Raw genomic sequence first — 15,702 nt, 5'->3', positions numbered from 1 at the left:
GTTCATTGTGATCATAGGATTTTCGGTCTGACCCTCTGATTCCAGAGGCGGGCCGGGTCTCGTCACGGTCAACTGCCGTGCCCGGCCTGCGGGTTGGTGGTGAAACCGTGCCCGAAGAGATCGAGACGGCCGCAGACAAGGTCGGCAGCGTCAGCGCTCACCGCTATGCGGAGATCGTGGCTGAGCTGCGGGAACTGGTGAAGACGGCCAGCCGCATCCTGTTCCAGGTCGGCGACTACGCGCTGGAGATCGAGCCGATGCGCGAGCACGGCGGGGCATCGGCCGACGGCCCGTTCACGGTGAAGGAGTCACTGTTCCGCCTGTCCGAGGACATCGGGATGTCCTACTACACGGTGAAGCAGGCCCGGCAGACCGCGTCGAAATGGCCGAAGGACCGGCGGGTTGCGGAGGTGTCGTTCACCGTCCACAACATCCTTGCGTCGATTGCCGATGACGAGGAGCGGTTCGCGGCGATCCTGACGCCGCCGTCGGGCCGGTCGCGGTGGACGCCGGACGAGGCCAAGCGCCGCACGGGCCGGCAGGTCGCCAACCCGGTCACCCCGCAGGAGAAGGTCAGCGCCATCCACACCCTCGCCAAGGACGAGGAGGTCGCCGCGACGGTGACCGGCGACCCGCTGCGGCGTCCGGCCGTGGTCGCCCAAGTCAAGCCCGAGGAGAAGGTCCGCGTCGTCACGGAGCTGTCGCGCGAGGACGATGTCGCCGCCGCGGTCGCCCCGGACATCCTGCGCCGGCCCGCGGTCGTCGCGAAGGTCAAAGCGGCCGACAAGGTGAAGGTCGTCGAGGAACTGACCCGGGACGAGTCCGTCGCCACCGAGGTGACCACCGGTCTCCTGCGCCGGCCGGACGTCGCGTTGAAGGCGATGGGCGACGATTATCCGGACTACCGGTTGATGGCTTGAGCTCAGCCGGTGGTGTGTTGTCCTGCCTGGATGGTGTGGACGCTGAGGACTGGGTCGAGTTCAGGGACGAGAGCCTTGGTGGAGATAGCCACGAGATGGGCCGGTGCCGAGCCGCTCTGCAGAGCATTGACGTATTGGACGACCTCCGCGTGAGCAAGCGCCGGAACCTTCTGCCGCAGCACGTGCATAGCGAAGATCCGCCCGCGAGTTGCTGTGGTCTGGCGTATCTCGTCGTGGAGGTCCTCCACCGCCGTTCGTGTGGCCGTCTTCCGGATGCGGGTCCGGTAGTCCTCTTCCCACGCGCCGGTGTGCGCGGACACCACACCAATCGAGCGCAGCCCGCCATCGACGCGATCAACGAGAAACGGGCCATTGCCCACCAACAGCTGAGAGGTGTCTCCCGTCCGCACGTACTCCGCGGACTGGTAGGAGACAATCCACGCCAGTTCGTGCTCTTCGACATGTGTCACTCGCAGCTGCCCCGGCGATTCACGCTCCAGATGCGCCTCCACCAGCCGGACGGCGAACTCACGGTCGATCATTCAGGCAGCATCCCCCACCTGTGAGGGAACGACCAGCAGATTTCATTCTCGTCTCAGGCCGGAACGCGGCTTGGTGATCACGGGCATGCCGAGGTCGGTAGGACCGCCCTGGCCGGTGCTGCGGCTGCGTTCCAGAGAGCGGTCGAGGGCAAAGAGCTTCTCCTTGGCCTTGGTGAGGCTGACTTGGAGTCCTTGAACTTCTCCGAGCCAGCCATTCGTCCGCGCCTCTGCGATGCGCTCGGAGAGGTTGCGGGTGATCTCGATCAGCCGGGGCCGCTGCCTGGGGGAAACCCGTAGCATCGGGCAGCGCAGACACGAGTGCTCATGCTGGCACGGAGTTCCATAGGGCCGTGCGCAGTCGCCGAGCTCCAGCTTGCGGGTGTGGAAGTGTTCGTGGAACTCGCGCCACTCGTCCGTCGTGGGTTCGCGGTATTCCTCTGCGGGCCGTGTCTCCCGCCGCTGGTCGAGAAAGGCCCGGTAGGAACGGATCAGGTCCTCCTGGAACACGGCTAGATACGCCTCCGTAGTGCTCGTATTGGTATGACCGAGCAAACGAGCGGCGATATGGACAGGCAGACCGCCGGCGACGGCCTCGGTCGCAAAGATCCTCCGGAAGTCGTGCGGCGTGAAGTGCAGGAGCTCGCCCGTCTGGTCGGTGAGGGCAGCTCGGGCCAGGGTGTCGTTGAGCAACTGGTAGAGCATGTTCGTGCTGATGACGTCGCGTTTCCAGCCGATCCTGCGCTGGAAGAGGTGCGGCAGCGGCGGCCCGGTTCCACTCGACCTGGACGACGTGCAGCCAACGCCACCACCGCAGCAGCGCGTACGTGTAACTGCGAACCGAGCCTGGCCGGTTGCGGGCGACGAAATCCCGCAGGAACCGTCGTACGGGCTCGACCGGCACCCCATCAGGATCCACCACGAGCCATGGCACCACGCCGTCCGACGGGACCAACTTGCCCCAACGCGGCAGACGGATTGCACCGAGATCCCGCTCGACCTCATCCAACGACCCCACACAGACATCCTCCTGTACTGCGTGAGGTCTACCGGTCAGCCCCTGCTCGACTCGCCCGATGCCCGGCGTGTCACCTGGTAGTCGGGTCAACAGAGACACCGCCCGCCACCAGGTCAACCGCGCCCAGGTCGAACGCGGCCAGCAGGCCCGCGAGGACTTCGAGCGCAACAGTCCCGTCGCCCCCGCGGTCCGCGCGATCGACCGTTCCATGGAGTTCCTGGACCTGGTCGCCGCCTGTCACTCGTTCGTCGCCGTGTCCGGCCGCATCGTCCCGGGCCTGCGCAACCGGCAGCTCGGCGACGACGAACGCGTCATCGTCCACGAGAACGTCGCCCGCGTCCGCGCCACGCTGGAGTGGATCGAGACGGCCGTGGACACCGGGAAGGTCGACGTCGACGGCGAACTGGCCCGCCTCCTGCAAGGCGAATAGGGCACTGCCGCGCGCCTCGGAGCGCAGATCGGCGGCGTCCCAGCGGCACGCCGACACCATCCGGTTCGTGCTCTTCGAAGCCCGTCCGGCCGGGCTGACCTTCGTCCAGCTCGTCCGCTCCAGCGAGCTGACGCCCAGCCAGGCCTGCGCGGGCCTGGCCTGCCTGCGCGACATCATCGCCGAACGCAGCTGGCCGCCGTTGATCTGGACGAAGAAGGACGGCTACCGCTTCTGCACCGACACGGACGAACTCCAGGCCTACGCACTGGTGATCGTGAGAGAGAAGCTCACCGAGATCCGCCGCTTCATCACCGCTGTCGTCGGCCCGCACGCGGCCCTCCAGCCGAAGGGACGGTGGATCAGACACCTCAACACCCAGCTCGGCTCGGTCGAATCCACGCTCGACATCATCGCCGACTACATCAACGCCTGAGGGGGGCCGGCCGCGAAGTGGCCGGCCCCAACCCCCGTACTTGGTGAGGGGAGGTAGATGGATAGGCAGGTCCCGCTGCTATCCGTCCGACACCTTTGACGACGAATGGGCCCTCATCGAGCCGCTCCTCCCGCCCCCGGCCTGCGAATCCCCCAAGGGGGGACGCCCCGAGAAGCACCCTCGCCGCGAGGTCGTCGACGCGATCCGCTACGTCGTGGACACCGGATGCAAGTGGCGGGCCCTGCCCAAGGACTTCCCGCCCTGGCGCACGTGTTACGGCTTCATGGCCCGCTGGGCCGCCTGCGGGGTGGTCGGGCAGATCCGCGACCAGCTGCGCAAACGCATCCGCCGCGAGATGGGCCGGGCCCCGGGAGTGGTCGCCACGGTGATCGACTCCCAGTTGGTCAGAGCCGCAGAGACCGTCGGACGGGACTCGCGCGGCTATGACGGAGCGAAGAAGACATCCGATGCGAAGAACGTGTCAAGCGGCGAGGGCAAGACGTGGTTCTCGCGACGTCGGGAAGGCTACGGCCTCGTTGAACGGGACGCGGTGAGTCAGACAGTGGTGGAGACAGCCGATCATCCGGTTGAAGAGGTTCCTCAGAGCGGCCGTGTGCCGATCTCCGGCCTCACGTCGGCGGTCGTAATGAGCCCGCGCTCCGTCTGAGTGGGCCATCGCTGAGAAGGCCCACATGTAGCCAACGCCGGCCAGCCGCTGGTTCTTCACCCTGCGGGCCGCGACGGACACACTCTTGCCGGAGGCCCGGGTGACCGGGGCGGAACCCGCGTATGCCTTCAGACCTCTGGCGTCGGCGAACCGAGTCCTGTCGTCGCCGATCTCAGCCAGAACCCGAGCTCCACTGAGGGGGCCCAGCCTGGAAAGCTGGTGATGATCTCGGCATCAGTATGTGTCTCGAACGCCTGCACCGCGGCCTCGGCAAGATCGTCGGCGCTCGCGCACGAGGCTTCCAACTGCCTAAGTAGCGCGATTGCCTGACGCCCCATGGCCTCCTCGACCAGGGGAAGATGGTGCATCTGTGCAGCGCGAAGTGCGCTGTGCAGACGCTCGACCTCCCTGTCGATGGTGTTCTTGCGGCCAGCCTTCTTCAATACGGCCCGCAGCTGCGGCCGGGTCAGCTTGGCCGCCTCGCACGGGGTCGGCGCCGCGGCCAAGAGAGCCCGGGCTATGGGGTGATAGATGCCCTCGCGGCGGTGCCCAACGGCGGCCAGGTAGCCGGGGAAGTACTCACGCAGGTGGGAGGTCAGCTTGTTGCCGGCCTGGGTTCGGTCCCAGACGGCATCCTGTTGAGCACGGGCAAGGACCGCGACGGCCTGAGCCACCTCCGAGTCGGCGGGAAGCATGCGGTGAGCGGCGGCGTCCGTGCGGAGAATGTTCGCCAGCACCATGGCGTCCAGGTGGTCGGACTTCTTCCGGGAGACCGTGTGACGGTCCCGGTATCGGGCGGCGGCCATCGGGTTGATGGCGTAGACGGGGCGGCCCGTTGCCCGTAGGCAGGAGACCAGAAGACCATGGGAGGTCTCGATGGCCACCGGGATGGGATCCTGCGGACTATCGCCGTGCTCAGCGAGTATCTGAAGCAGCTGGTCGAGCCCTTCCGCGGAGTCATCAATGCGAGCACGAGCCAGCAGCGAACCCGTTTCGTCGACGACGGCTATGTCGTGGTGATCGCCGGCCCAGTCGATGCCGCAGAACGCTTGCACTCGCCTCACGCTTCCTCATCGAACCTGTGTTGTGGCTGGTCACAGCCGTGCAGGGCATGCGTCTCTCTAATGGAAGGGCTCGGCGGCCCGACATCCGATTAGCCGTTCATGACCCCAGCGACCTGCGGGGCCCTCGGTCTTGATCGGAGCTGGTGGCTCCCGAGCACGTAAGAGGTAGTCCCCGCAGGGGGCTTGGACCACGATCATCATCGACGATCAAGTGATCGCTCTCGATGCCGACGGCGAGCGTCAGCACGCGTCAGTCTTCTTTGAGGGCTCACGGCCCGGATCAACGGAGGACGTCGTGCTGACGCCGGCGATCGGCATCGGGAAGGTGCTTCAACGAGCTCAGCTCCCGCCCATTAGATCAACGGCCGCAAGCGGCACCTGGTCGTCGACACCAAGGGCCTGCCGCTGTTCGTGATGGTCACCCCCGCCGACATGACCGACCGCGACGCCGCGAAGGAGGTCTTGTTCCGGCTGCGGCTGATGCACCCCGAGATCACGATCACCTGGGCCGACTCCGCCTACGCCGGACAGCTCGTGACCTGGTCGAAGTCCCGGCTGGGCCTGACCTTAAAGACGGTCAGCCGCCCGAAGGACGCGAGCGGGTTCGTCGTCCTGCCTCGCCGCTGGGTGGTCGAGAGGTCTCTCGCCTGGATCATGCACGCCCGTCGGCACGCACGCGACTACGAACGGCTCATCCAGCACTCGGAATCACTGATCACCTGGGCGGCGATCACCATCATGACCAGACGCATCACCCGCCGAGGCTCCCGCAGGAACGGGCAGCCGGCACCCCGCGAACTGGTCCGGGACTGACCGATTCCAAGGACAGCGTCCTTTCCTTGCTCCTGACCCGGGGAAGACCACTGTCCCACCGCCGGCCATGCCCGGTTAGCCGGTCGGGGGTGCCCCCTCGCCGAGGAGGCCACGATCAACCGTCCCTGGGCGTCCATCTGCGGTTATCCGCCCAGCCGCACGCTGCGTTCCTAGATTGCGCACTGGCACTGCGACCTCATCGCCATGCGGCCCCGCCCCAGTGGCGACACCACGGTGCAGGCTGTCGACTACAGGCTGGCGATGCTGTCCTGCACCGACTTACCCCAAGCCACACCTTCGGCGTGGGTGTTGGCGAAGTCAGGATCCACGTAGATGTGGACCCTCTTGATGAGTTCACCCTCGAACTCGAACACATTGCAGAACAGCCCGAAGGAGGAAACACCGTCAGGGAAGTCCACGCCTGACGTCGTGGTTCCCCTTTCCACCCCCTCGACGATCACGTAGTTCCCGGACGACAACACGGTGAAGCCCTCGATCTCGTGCTTGAGCGACGCGATTCCCCGACCGAGCCCCTGAGCGAACGCTCCGATCTGCGCCTTCCCACGTGCGATGCCGAACTTCGGGTAGAACATACGAGCATCGTCCGTGAAGACGTCGATAACCGCAGGGTTGCCGGCGTCCACCATGCGGAAGTAGTTGATAGCAATCTCTTCGCGACGCTTCTGAATATCGCTGGTGGCGTTCACTTTTCCTCCTGGTACGTGGTGTGTTGTGGTGCGCTCTCGCGCTGGTTGAAGAGCGCGGTCAGACCTGCGCCAGGCCTCCGTCGACGAACCAGTCGGCGCCGTTGACGAAGCTGGAAGCGTCCGAGGCGAGGAACGTCGCCACGGCGGCGATCTCGTCCGGGCGGCCGATCCCGCGGAGCGGCACCTGCGAGGCGAGCTGGTGGTCCGGGCCTACGGCGCCGACCAGGCCCGGGGTCTCGGTTGGGCCCGGGGTCAGCACGTTAACCCGGAACTTCCGTTCCTGCGCGCTGAGCGCCCAGCTGCGCACCGGGTTGCGTACTGCTGCCTTCGATGCGCCGTAAGTTGCCAGGCTCGTTCCGGGGGAGATCGCATTGGTCGACCCTATATTCCGCGCCACCTGCGGTGTCACATTGCGAGTAGTCGAGCAATTACACACTGCCGCCGCGAGATCATCGTGGCCGAAGACTCGGCATCAACTGGGCTTGTGCAGACGAAGGGGAGCCCCTCCACTCATCCCAGTTGCCGCACAACGTGCCGCCTAAATCAGGTAGTTGGCGAGCCGTCATCGGCGCTGCAACTCGCTTCCAGGTTCACTCGCCCCGACTTTACTGTTCTCGACGCGCTGAAGCAGAGCCCCGGGGCTAGGGTGAACTTCGCAGGATGTACCCAATTCCGTCACAGCCCTAACCTGCGTGACGCGTGAGGTTACAAGCCAGCTTCGAGAGGACATCAGACCATGCCTTTCGCCACCACCAGCGACGGTACGCAGATCTTCTACAAGGACTGGGGGGCAGGTCAGCCCGTAGTCTTTTCCCACGGCTGGCCGCTGACCGCGGACGCCTGGGACCCGCAGATGAAGCTCATGGCGGACAACGGCTACCGGGCCATCGCGCACGACAGGCGCGGGGGCGGGCGTTCCGGACAGACCTGGGACGGCAACAACCTCGACACCTACGCCGATGACCTGGCCGCGGTCATCGAAGCCGAAGACCTTCAGAACGTGATCCTGGTCGGTCACTCCACCGGCGGCGGTGAAGTCACCCGATACATCGGCCGTCACGGTACGAGCCGGGTCGCCAAGCTGGTCCTCCTGGGCGCGATTCCGCCTCTCATGCTCAAGACGGAGGCGAACCCCGAGGGTCTGCCGCTCGAGGTGTTCGACGAGATCCGCGAGGGCGTGGCGACGGACCGGTCTCAGTACTACAAGGACCTGAGCGTCCCGTTCTACGGCGCCAACCGCGAAGGCTCCACCGTCTCCCAGGGCACGCTAGACGAGTTCTGGCTCTGGAGCATGACTGTCGGAATCAAGGGCGCCTACGACTGCATCAAGGCGTTCTCCGAGACGGACACCACCGAAGACCTCGAGAAGGTCGACGTGCCCACTCTGATCGTGCACGGTGACGACGATCAGATCGTTCCGATCGTCGCCGCAGGCGCTAAGTCCTCGAAGATCGTCAAGGACGTGGTGTACAAGGTCTACGAGGGCGCGCCGCACGGTCTCGCCATGGTGCCCAAGTACGCCGAGACCTTCAACAAGGACCTCCTCGAGTTCGCCCGCAGTTGAAGTCGGACCGCTGGCCCCGAAGACGCGGGCCGAGGCTCCGCTCGCTTCGGACCGCACCGCAGCCGATCCCGAGCCCCGAGCTCTGTGAGCTCGGGGCTCGTTCTTTTCAGAGGCTGCTCGAAAGAACGGCCGCCCGTTCTCGCAGGTGCCCCGTCTCCGCTCGTCAGCCATCCCAACTGGAGCTTGCTGCAGCGCACACTACGAACGTCCCGGAATTGCCTAGGCCCTGTGTAGATACGCGGATTACATGGCCAGAGAGCAGAACGGTGAAGCACTGCCGGAGTGACGCCGTACGAGAGGATCGCACCGGCCGAGATCTCTTGCCGGCGACCGCAGGTACGCGCGACAAGCAATGCCGCGCAGGCCGCCAGGCACCGGACTTGTGTCCGCGCCCGGGGGGCAGTCAACCTCCTCCCGGGCAACTCGTTTGGCATCCGCCAAGAACTCGGACCGGGGCAGGTTCCCAGCCGTGCAAGTGCTTCACGATTTACCCGGTTTGGCGGCTTGAGGCTGGGCGGCGCGCAAACCGCCGTACCGCAGGCAGCTCCTTCTCCGTGCTCGGCCTCCATCTGTGATGGGAGATCATGATGGCAGCTCCTCTACTGATAGCAGCCGGTGCCACCGCTACCACCCTGCTCGGGGGGTGGGTCGCGCAACATGTGGGTGACCGACGACATCTCGTGCTCGGCCTCACAGCAGGATTGATGCTGGGAATTGTCGGTTTCGACTTGCTACCCGAAGCGCTGGAAACGAACGAGACGGAGAAATTCGGGGTCCCTGTCCCGCTGCTCCTGTTCATAGCCGGTTTCCTTGTACTGCACGTAACGGAACGCTGTGTGGCTATCCACAGGGCACATGAAGAGGAGTACGGGCCTCACTCGCACCCGTTCTCAGCGCCTCACCATCATCATGGTCACGCATCCCGAGATGTGCGAGCCCAAGGGTTGGGAATTGCTGCGGCGGGCGCGCTAGTGGGGCATAGTTTTCTTGACGGATTCGCTATCGGAGCGGCGGCTCAAGCGGGCGGGACCACGGGCACCGTGGTCGCCATTGCCGTAATCTCCCATGACTTCGCCGACGGGTTCAACACGTTTACCATTACCCAGCTATACGGTAATGACCGACGGAAAGCTCTAGCACTTGTCGTGGCCGATGCCGCTGCTCCGATCGCGGGCGCGTCAGTGACTTTGGCATTCACCATCTCCGAGCACATCCTGAGCATATTTCTTGGCTTCTTCGCCGGTTTCCTGCTCTACCTGGCGACGTCAGACATTTTGCCTGAGGCACATAGTCCGCATCCGACGCGGGCGACCCTCTTGTTCACCATAGCGGGAGTGGCGTTCATGTGGCTGGTCATCGGATTGGCCAGCTGATCTCAGACACTCAGTCGCCATGCCCCTCCCCTGCAGTGCAGTCCTTGTTCCGATCCACGATCGCGGATCGCCCCCCCCAAATCCAGGTCAACAGGTCCGTCAAGCCGTCGCGCCGAGCTCGCCACAAGCCATGGCAAGCCCTGACAAAGGCCGGAGGGTCCTCGCATGTCATGACCAGCTGAGGAATAGGCACTGAGGGTGGGCAATGGGATGGTGACTGAGTCACGTCCAGGCCCCGATAGACCGCATCCGGTCCGCTCATGGCACCCGGCGGCGTCCGCGTCGAGCTCGAGTCGGGTGCAATTCCCGGGCATGTCGCCCAGGCGGGGTGCGGCGCTATCGGTGAAGCGCATGGACGGCCCCGAGTGTGCCAACAGCAGCCAGATGGGCGGTCATACATTTTTCTACTCAGGGGAGATTGCGTCCCTCGGCCCCTGTGCGCCACTGGGCGCGGTCCGAGCCCCGCCCCGGTTCGTCCGCGCAGTTCACGGGCAAAACGGCTTCGACACGGGGTATCGGAGACCACGGAGAAGCGTCGGCTGCTGCCTCAACCGTTGGTGAACGACACCTTCGTCAGGTCCTCGGAGACCTGCCAGATGCGCTGAGCGTCTTCGGGGCTGTGAAGGCGGGAGTAGAGCTTCTGCTCGGCGGGAGGGCCGCCGAGGTGTCCAGGGCCGCTCGGGCCGTAGAACCGGGCGCCCTCGGCGTCAGCGGACGTCGCGGCAAAGAGGGCCGGGAGCTTCGCGGTCTCGACGGTCCCGAGAAGGATGCCGCGGGCGGACAGGGCGCGGATGAGCCGTACACCCATGGTGTCTTTGTCGCGGCCGAGCTCGGGGCGCGCGGCAAGCAGGCTTGTCGGAGCGACTCCGGGGTGGGAGAGGTTGCTGGTGATGCCCCAGCCGCCTTCCTTGCTCCGCCGGTCGAGTTCTAGACCGAAAAGCCCGAACGCGATCTTCGACTGGCTGTAGGCGCGGCCGCCGTTGTAGGAGCGGTCCCGGTTCAGGTCCTGCCAGTTGATGGCGTTGCTGTTCGCCGCGACGCTGACCTGCGGGGTCACGCGCTGCGGCTTGAGGCGTCAATGGCGTGCCGCCGGCTCCAGTGGAACGGGAGCCGGCCCGGTCAGGGCTACTCAGAAGTGGGGGATCATTGATCAATAAGACCCGGAGCCGTTCTGACAGCACCGCCGATCGTGCTGTTAGACCGCTGCGGGTGCTGCGATATAGACCGGACACGACGAGGGGATTAGAGCGTGCACCTATCGGCGCAAATCCCTGACCTCGCCCATGTGGTGGGGCCGGGCTGGCAGGAGCTGCTGGCCCGGGTGCATCAGCAGTTGCGCGCACTTGCCCCCGACTATGCGCTCACCGTTCTCAAGGAAAAGTTCGGCGGCCTGCGACTCCAGGTCGAGCCTGAGGGATGCGAGCACTCCGCGCTGCGGGCCGTGATCGCTGCGGCGGAGGCGGAGACGGAGCGCACCTGTGAATTCTGCGGCGCGCCGGGCCGTGTGCGCTCCCGGGGGGATCGGCCGGCTGGCTGGCGCAAGTGCGTGTGCGAGGCCTGTCACCACGAGTGGTCCGCTCACCGGATCATGATCGTTCGGGGTGTGGTGCGGGAACGGCAGGGATGAGGCGTGCCACATCCTCATTTCGCAGGTCACGGAGGAGCGCCCACCCCGTCCCCAACCCGCCCTGTCCGCAACGGTCCTACCACCACCATGCGGGGAGCCGGGCCCATCCCTCTCTCCTAGACTGAGGCAGGTACCGCGCAGCGAAAGGGACGCCGTATGCCCTGGGCCCAGGCATCACGCACCGTGCGAATCGCCGTCACCCACCACCCCCACACCACCACCCTGCACGTGTCCGGCGAGCTGGACATCGCCTCGGTTCCCGCACTGGCCCAAGCCCTACGAGCCGCCGGCAACGGCGAGCGCAGGATCGCCCTCGACCTGAGCAGGGTCACCGCCTGCACACCCCTGATCGCCGAACTCCTGCACACATCCCACCGTCAGCTCCGCTCCAACGGCGGCGAGTTGGTGCTGCAGCGCGCGCACAGCAGCGTCGTGCGGGTGCTGCAGGCCCACGGGCCGCCAGAGCTGTACACCACCGCCCGCCCCGTCCCGCTGCTCGGTTCCGACGACGTCCAACGCCGCACCTCACTGGTCCGCGAAGCACTCGTCCTCGCCCTGAGAATCACCGGTGCCCCGATGGGCAACGCCCAACTGCTCGATACGGAAACCGGGTTGCTGCACATCGTCACCCACCGCGGCTTCCAACAGCCCTTCCTCGACTTCTTCGAGACCGTCGACGACCGCGAGACCGCCTGCGGCATCGCCGCCCAGGACCAGGTCCCCACCTTCGTCGACGAGGTGGCCGCCTCCTCCGTCTTTCTCGGCACTCCCGCCCTCGACGTACTGCAGGACGCCCACGTCAATGCCGTCGCATCCCTGCCCATCACCACCCCCGACGGCGTCCTGATCGGCGTCGTCTCGGTACACCACCACCAGGCGAAGCGGTGGAGCAGTGAACAGCAGCTCACCCTGACCCGCCTGGCCCGGGCGGCCGGCCATGTTCCCTAGACGAGCGCCACTCGCCGATGCCGGTGGTCCTGCCGCCACACCTGCATCGCACCCGACGTCGCCTCCGACCGGTCGCCGGCGGCGCAGCTGTGGCGGCGGATGGTGCGCGAGCACGACACTGAGGTGAAGCTGAGGCGGCCCCACCCTGCCCGGCCCGATACCGTGCTCGCCGTACCGGCCTGGCCGGTACGCGCCCGGCGAGGACCGCTGCCCCTGTCGGGAACCTGACCCAAGACGGAACAGGAGGCCGGAGGTTGACTGACATGACCGTCGTCGTGTGGATCGTTGAGGGCACCTGGCCCGCGTGTGTCGACGCCGCCCGCGTCCACGCGGCCGACGAGTCGGAGATCGTGCTGGTGCACGTGGGCGACGAAGAACTTCCGGCCGTCGCACACGGCGCGTTCGCCGGCCTGCTCGGCCGCGGCCACCCGGAGCAGGATCCGGGCACCCGGGTGGAGCAGCTGGCCGCGGAGTCCGCGGAGCAACTGCTGCAGAAGGCGGCCGACCGGCTCGGCCGGCCCTGCAGCCGCATCGCGCGCACCGGACACATCGAGCGTGAGGTCGTCGCCGCGGCCGAGGACGCCGACCTGCTGATCGTGGCCCGGGACGGCGACCGCAGCCGCCTGGGCCCCAAGAGCCTGGGTCCGCACAGCCGCTTCGTCATCGACCACGCCCCCTGCCCCGTACTGCTGGTCTGGCCGGAGAGCACACCCGCGCTGTCCAGCATCCCGGCCCCGCCCCCACACCCACCCCACCACCCTCCGCACCACCGCTAGGCACCACTGGCAGACCCTCCATCGGGAACCGGCACGCCGCCGGCCGTCCCCGCCAGGCTCAACTCCACGCCCTCCGCGGCCCCGGTGCACGCCTCCGGCCGCTCCCTCGAGTACGGGCGCTACACCTGCACCACCGCACAGCTGCTCACCGCTGCGCGGACGCGTGCTCTGCCGTCGTGTCTGCGGGTGCCGTGACACGGCCGCCCGGGTGGGCCAGGGCGCACAGGAAGCCGATGCCCAGGGCCACGGCCATGCCGTAGAAGACCCACTGGTTGGCCTCGGCGAAGTCCATGCGGATCGCTGACATCGCGTTGCGCATGGTGGTCGCGGCCGGGCCGTCGCCGGTGGGGGTACGGGCGTCGGCATTGCCCGTGACGGACTGGGTCACCTGCTCGGCGAAGGAGTCCGCACGGTCCGGGGGGAGCCCGCGCGAGCGGAGGGTGCCCGCCACGTTGTCGGTCATCGTGTGGGTCAGCATGGTGCTGAAGATCGCCAGGCCCACGCTGGCCGCGTAGTTGCGGACCGTCTGGGTGATTCCCGTGACCTCGCCGTACGAGGCGTCGATCGCGCGGTTCACCGCGTCCGTGGAGGCCGGGGCGAGGATGAAACCGATGCCCGCCCCCGCCAGCGCGGCATACGGCCACTGGTCGTGCATCGACAGGTCGGTGAGTTTGCCGGCCCACAGCGCGAATCCGACGGCGCCCACCACGCAGCCGGTCTTCATCGCCGGGCGGGCGCCCTGCTTGTCGAGGATGCGACCGCCCCACTGGGAGGCGATGGCGAACCCCACGAAGAAGTACAGCAGGTACAGGGCTGCCTGATTGGGCGAGGCGCTGAGGGAGACCTGCGAGTACACCGAGGCGAAGAAGAACAGCGGGACGAACGCCAGCATGGCGAAGAAGAGCACCAGCGCGTCCACGGTGAAGGCCCGGTCGCGGAAGACGGTGAGATTGATCAGCGGGTGGTGAACTCGCCGTTCGTAGCGGCAGAAGACGTACAGGACGGCCAGGCCACCGACGACGCAGGCCCAGGTCGCCGCGCTGTCCCAGCCCCACGCCGACGCCTGCTGGAAGCCGAGCACGCTCAGTCCCATCCCCGCGATGATCAGCAACGCACCGACGACGTCCAGCTTCTCCCGCCGTCGGCGGTCGCTGATGTGCGCGAAACCGGTGAGGATCAGCGCCACGATCGCCACGGGAACGTTGACCCAGAAGATTGCCCGCCAGGTCCAGGCGGTCAGCCAGCCGCCCAGCAGCGGCCCGATCGCCGTGAGCGCACCGGTCAGACCGAAGAACAGGGCCAGCGCTCTTCCCCGTCGTTCGACCGGGAAGACCGCGACGACCACGGCCAGGGCGGCTGGGAAGAGCAGTGCAGCGCCCAGGCCCTGAATCGCCCGGAAGACGATGAGCCAGGTCAGGGCGTAGTCGCCGTCCGGCACGCAGCCGCACAGCACCGAGGAGACGACGAAGATCACCGTGCCGGCCACGACCACCCGCCGCGGACCCCACAGGTCCGCGAGACGACCGCCCAGGGCGAAGAAGGCCGCCAGGGACAGCAGGTAGGCATTGATCACCCACTGCATCCCGGAGGCGGACAGACCCAGATCGGCAACGATGCCGGGTGCCGCGATCGAGACGATCGTCTGGTCGATGAAGGTCATCGCCACCGCGAACATCATGGCCGCCAGCGCGAGCGACTGAGAGGTTGCGCGCGGCGCACCGACCTCGTTCTCGTTCAGGTTGGCTTGCGTTCCTCTCACCAGGTCAGTCTCCGACGGAACGCAATCGCACGCACCTCAGCAGCCACACCGATCACGGCGATCACAACGTATGACCGCGTCGCGGGACCCGCCCACGTGCTCACACACCCTGCCCAGGCTCGGCATCGCAGACGGACAGCAACCACAAAGAACAGCACCCGGCTCGCAACAGGCGTTAGCCCGCATCAGGTGTACGCCGGGGCGGACCTCGCGCGTGAACTTCTTGATGGCCGGGTTTCCCCTGCTGGGACGTGAGGTGCAAGCTGGAGGTGAGGCCGCCTCGCGATCTGGGAGGGGGCTCGGGAGACGCGGTCTCGCCACTCCGACTGAGGGCCATCGGCTCGTCAGGAGGCAAGCGAGATGACGGAGCAGGTCACCACCGGTACGCACTGGCGCCTGTCCGGTGATTGGTTCGATGTCTGCAAGTGCGCCATACCGTGCCCCTGCACGTTTGCGCAGCCGCCGACCTACGGCGACTGCGAAGGCGTGCTGGTCTGGCACATCCGGGAGGGCACCTTCGGCGACGTGCGGCTCGACGATCTCAATGTGCTGATGCTCGGTTCGTTCGTGGGCAACCCCTGGGCCGGGACACACACGGAACCGTACGCCGCGGTCTTCCTCGACGAGCGCGCCGACGAGCAGCAGCGCGCTGCGCTCGGCGCCGTCTTCGGTGGTGAGGCGGGCGGCTGGCCGGCGCAGTTCGGGGCGATGTTCCACCCGGAGATGCGCGGAATGGACGTAGCCCCCGTCCACGTCGAGATCGACGAGGACCTCGGCGGCTGGCGGGCCGAGATCCCGGGCCGGGTCATGGCCACGGCAGAGGCACTCACCGGCCCGACGACGCCGGACGGCGCCCGCGTCCAGGTCCACAACGCCCCCGGCGCCGAGGTGGGCCCCGGTCAGGTCGCCACCTGGGGACGCGCCACCGTCGACCGAGCCGACGCATTCGGCTTCTCCTGGGAGCGGTCGGGCAAGTCGAGCAAACACTTCCCGTTCGACTGGAGCGGTCCTGACTGAACCCTGTCCCGTAAATGATCTAGGACGTCCAGGAGGTGCTGCTGGTC

At 66.8% G+C, this 15,702-nt stretch carries 13 protein-coding genes and 5 pseudogenes; 11 read left to right on the top strand and 7 right to left on the bottom strand.

The features are described from left to right. Nucleotides 1-77 precede the first annotated feature (77 nt). On the top strand, nt 78-920 hold the full coding sequence (locus tag ACFU97_RS28085; protein ID WP_384261808.1) for a DUF6192 family protein: 843 nt from the start codon (nt 78-80) through the stop codon (nt 918-920). 2 nt (nt 921-922) lie between these two features. On the opposite strand, the gene ACFU97_RS28080 is transcribed toward ACFU97_RS28085, so the two are convergent. Together ACFU97_RS28080 and ACFU97_RS28075 are read right to left on the bottom strand one after the other, a co-directional pair. Further along, nucleotides 923-1,462: a YrhB domain-containing protein gene (locus ACFU97_RS28080; RefSeq protein ID WP_384261805.1), complete on the bottom strand. Its 540-nt coding sequence runs from the start codon at nt 1,460-1,462 to the stop codon at nt 923-925. 42 nt (nt 1,463-1,504) lie between these two features. Further along, entirely contained in the window at nt 1,505-2,368 is an 864-nt protein-coding gene (locus ACFU97_RS28075) for a tyrosine-type recombinase/integrase (RefSeq protein ID WP_384261803.1), read from the bottom strand. A gap of 203 nt (nt 2,369-2,571) precedes the next feature. Here ACFU97_RS28075 and ACFU97_RS28070 point away from each other — a divergent pair. From ACFU97_RS28070 to ACFU97_RS28060, 3 genes and pseudogenes are all read left to right on the top strand, one after another. After that, nucleotides 2,572-2,907, top strand: a pseudogene (locus tag ACFU97_RS28070) (DUF6192 family protein); the annotation flags it as partial. Nucleotides 2,908-2,911: 4 nt separating this feature from the next. Continuing rightward, on the top strand, nt 2,912-3,340 hold the full coding sequence (locus ACFU97_RS28065) for a RacP protein (RefSeq protein ID WP_384262027.1): 429 nt from the start codon (nt 2,912-2,914) through the stop codon (nt 3,338-3,340). 61 nt (nt 3,341-3,401) lie between these two features. Further along, nucleotides 3,402-3,815 (top strand): annotated as a pseudogene (locus ACFU97_RS28060) (transposase); the annotation flags it as partial. Nucleotides 3,816-3,821: 6 nt separating this feature from the next. On the opposite strand, the pseudogene ACFU97_RS28055 reads toward ACFU97_RS28060, so the two are convergent. Next, nucleotides 3,822-5,062, bottom strand: a pseudogene (locus ACFU97_RS28055) (IS110 family transposase). A gap of 366 nt (nt 5,063-5,428) precedes the next feature. Between ACFU97_RS28055 and ACFU97_RS28050 the strand changes: the two are divergent. Then, nucleotides 5,429-5,836 (top strand): annotated as a pseudogene (locus tag ACFU97_RS28050) (transposase); the annotation flags it as partial. A 296-nt stretch (nt 5,837-6,132) separates the two neighbouring features. On the opposite strand, the gene ACFU97_RS28045 reads toward ACFU97_RS28050, so the two are convergent. Together ACFU97_RS28045 and ACFU97_RS28040 are read right to left on the bottom strand one after the other, a co-directional pair. Beyond that, nucleotides 6,133-6,591, bottom strand: a complete 459-nt coding sequence (locus ACFU97_RS28045; RefSeq protein WP_097227248.1) for a nuclear transport factor 2 family protein — start codon at nt 6,589-6,591, stop codon at nt 6,133-6,135. 58 nt (nt 6,592-6,649) lie between these two features. Continuing rightward, on the bottom strand, nt 6,650-6,988 hold the full coding sequence (locus ACFU97_RS28040) for an SDR family NAD(P)-dependent oxidoreductase (protein WP_384262023.1): 339 nt from the start codon (nt 6,986-6,988) through the stop codon (nt 6,650-6,652). Nucleotides 6,989-7,327: 339 nt separating this feature from the next. Here ACFU97_RS28040 and ACFU97_RS28035 point away from each other — a divergent pair, with 339 nt between their 5' ends. After that, nucleotides 7,328-8,155, top strand: coding sequence for an alpha/beta fold hydrolase (locus ACFU97_RS28035; RefSeq protein WP_384261800.1), 828 nt, complete (start codon nt 7,328-7,330; stop codon nt 8,153-8,155). 584 nt (nt 8,156-8,739) lie between these two features. Beyond that, nucleotides 8,740-9,528, top strand: coding sequence for a ZIP family metal transporter (locus ACFU97_RS28030; RefSeq protein ID WP_384261797.1), 789 nt, complete (start codon nt 8,740-8,742; stop codon nt 9,526-9,528). Nucleotides 9,529-10,075: 547 nt separating this feature from the next. On the opposite strand, the pseudogene ACFU97_RS28025 reads toward ACFU97_RS28030, so the two are convergent. Next, a pseudogene (locus tag ACFU97_RS28025) lies at nt 10,076-10,588 on the bottom strand (short chain dehydrogenase); the annotation flags it as partial. Nucleotides 10,589-10,777: 189 nt separating this feature from the next. Here ACFU97_RS28025 and ACFU97_RS28020 point away from each other — a divergent pair. From ACFU97_RS28020 to ACFU97_RS28010, 3 genes are all read left to right on the top strand, one after another. After that, complete coding sequence (locus ACFU97_RS28020; RefSeq protein ID WP_384261794.1) at nt 10,778-11,155, top strand: hypothetical protein; 378 nt, start codon at nt 10,778-10,780, stop codon at nt 11,153-11,155. A 156-nt stretch (nt 11,156-11,311) separates the two neighbouring features. Next, nucleotides 11,312-12,103, top strand: coding sequence for an STAS domain-containing protein (locus ACFU97_RS28015; RefSeq protein ID WP_384261792.1), 792 nt, complete (start codon nt 11,312-11,314; stop codon nt 12,101-12,103). A 263-nt stretch (nt 12,104-12,366) separates the two neighbouring features. Next, entirely contained in the window at nt 12,367-12,879 is a 513-nt protein-coding gene (locus ACFU97_RS28010) for a universal stress protein (RefSeq protein ID WP_384262020.1), read from the top strand. A gap of 145 nt (nt 12,880-13,024) precedes the next feature. Here ACFU97_RS28010 and ACFU97_RS28005 read toward each other — a convergent pair whose 3' ends face one another. After that, a complete protein-coding gene (locus tag ACFU97_RS28005; protein ID WP_384262017.1) occupies nt 13,025-14,557 on the bottom strand; it encodes an MFS transporter in 1,533 nt (510 codons plus the stop codon). Nucleotides 14,558-14,998: 441 nt separating this feature from the next. Here ACFU97_RS28005 and ACFU97_RS28000 point away from each other — a divergent pair, with 441 nt between their 5' ends. After that, nucleotides 14,999-15,655 (top strand): DUF1326 domain-containing protein, encoded by a 657-nt coding sequence (locus tag ACFU97_RS28000; RefSeq protein ID WP_384261790.1) that lies wholly within the window; start codon nt 14,999-15,001, stop codon nt 15,653-15,655. The last annotated feature ends 47 nt before the right edge of the window (nt 15,656-15,702 follow it).

It is taken from the genome of Streptomyces sp. NPDC057616 (assembly GCF_042800575.1).
In the GTDB taxonomy this organism is placed as follows: Bacteria; Actinomycetota; Actinomycetes; order Streptomycetales; family Streptomycetaceae; genus Streptomyces.
This window is presented reverse-complemented; position numbering and strand designations above follow the sequence as displayed.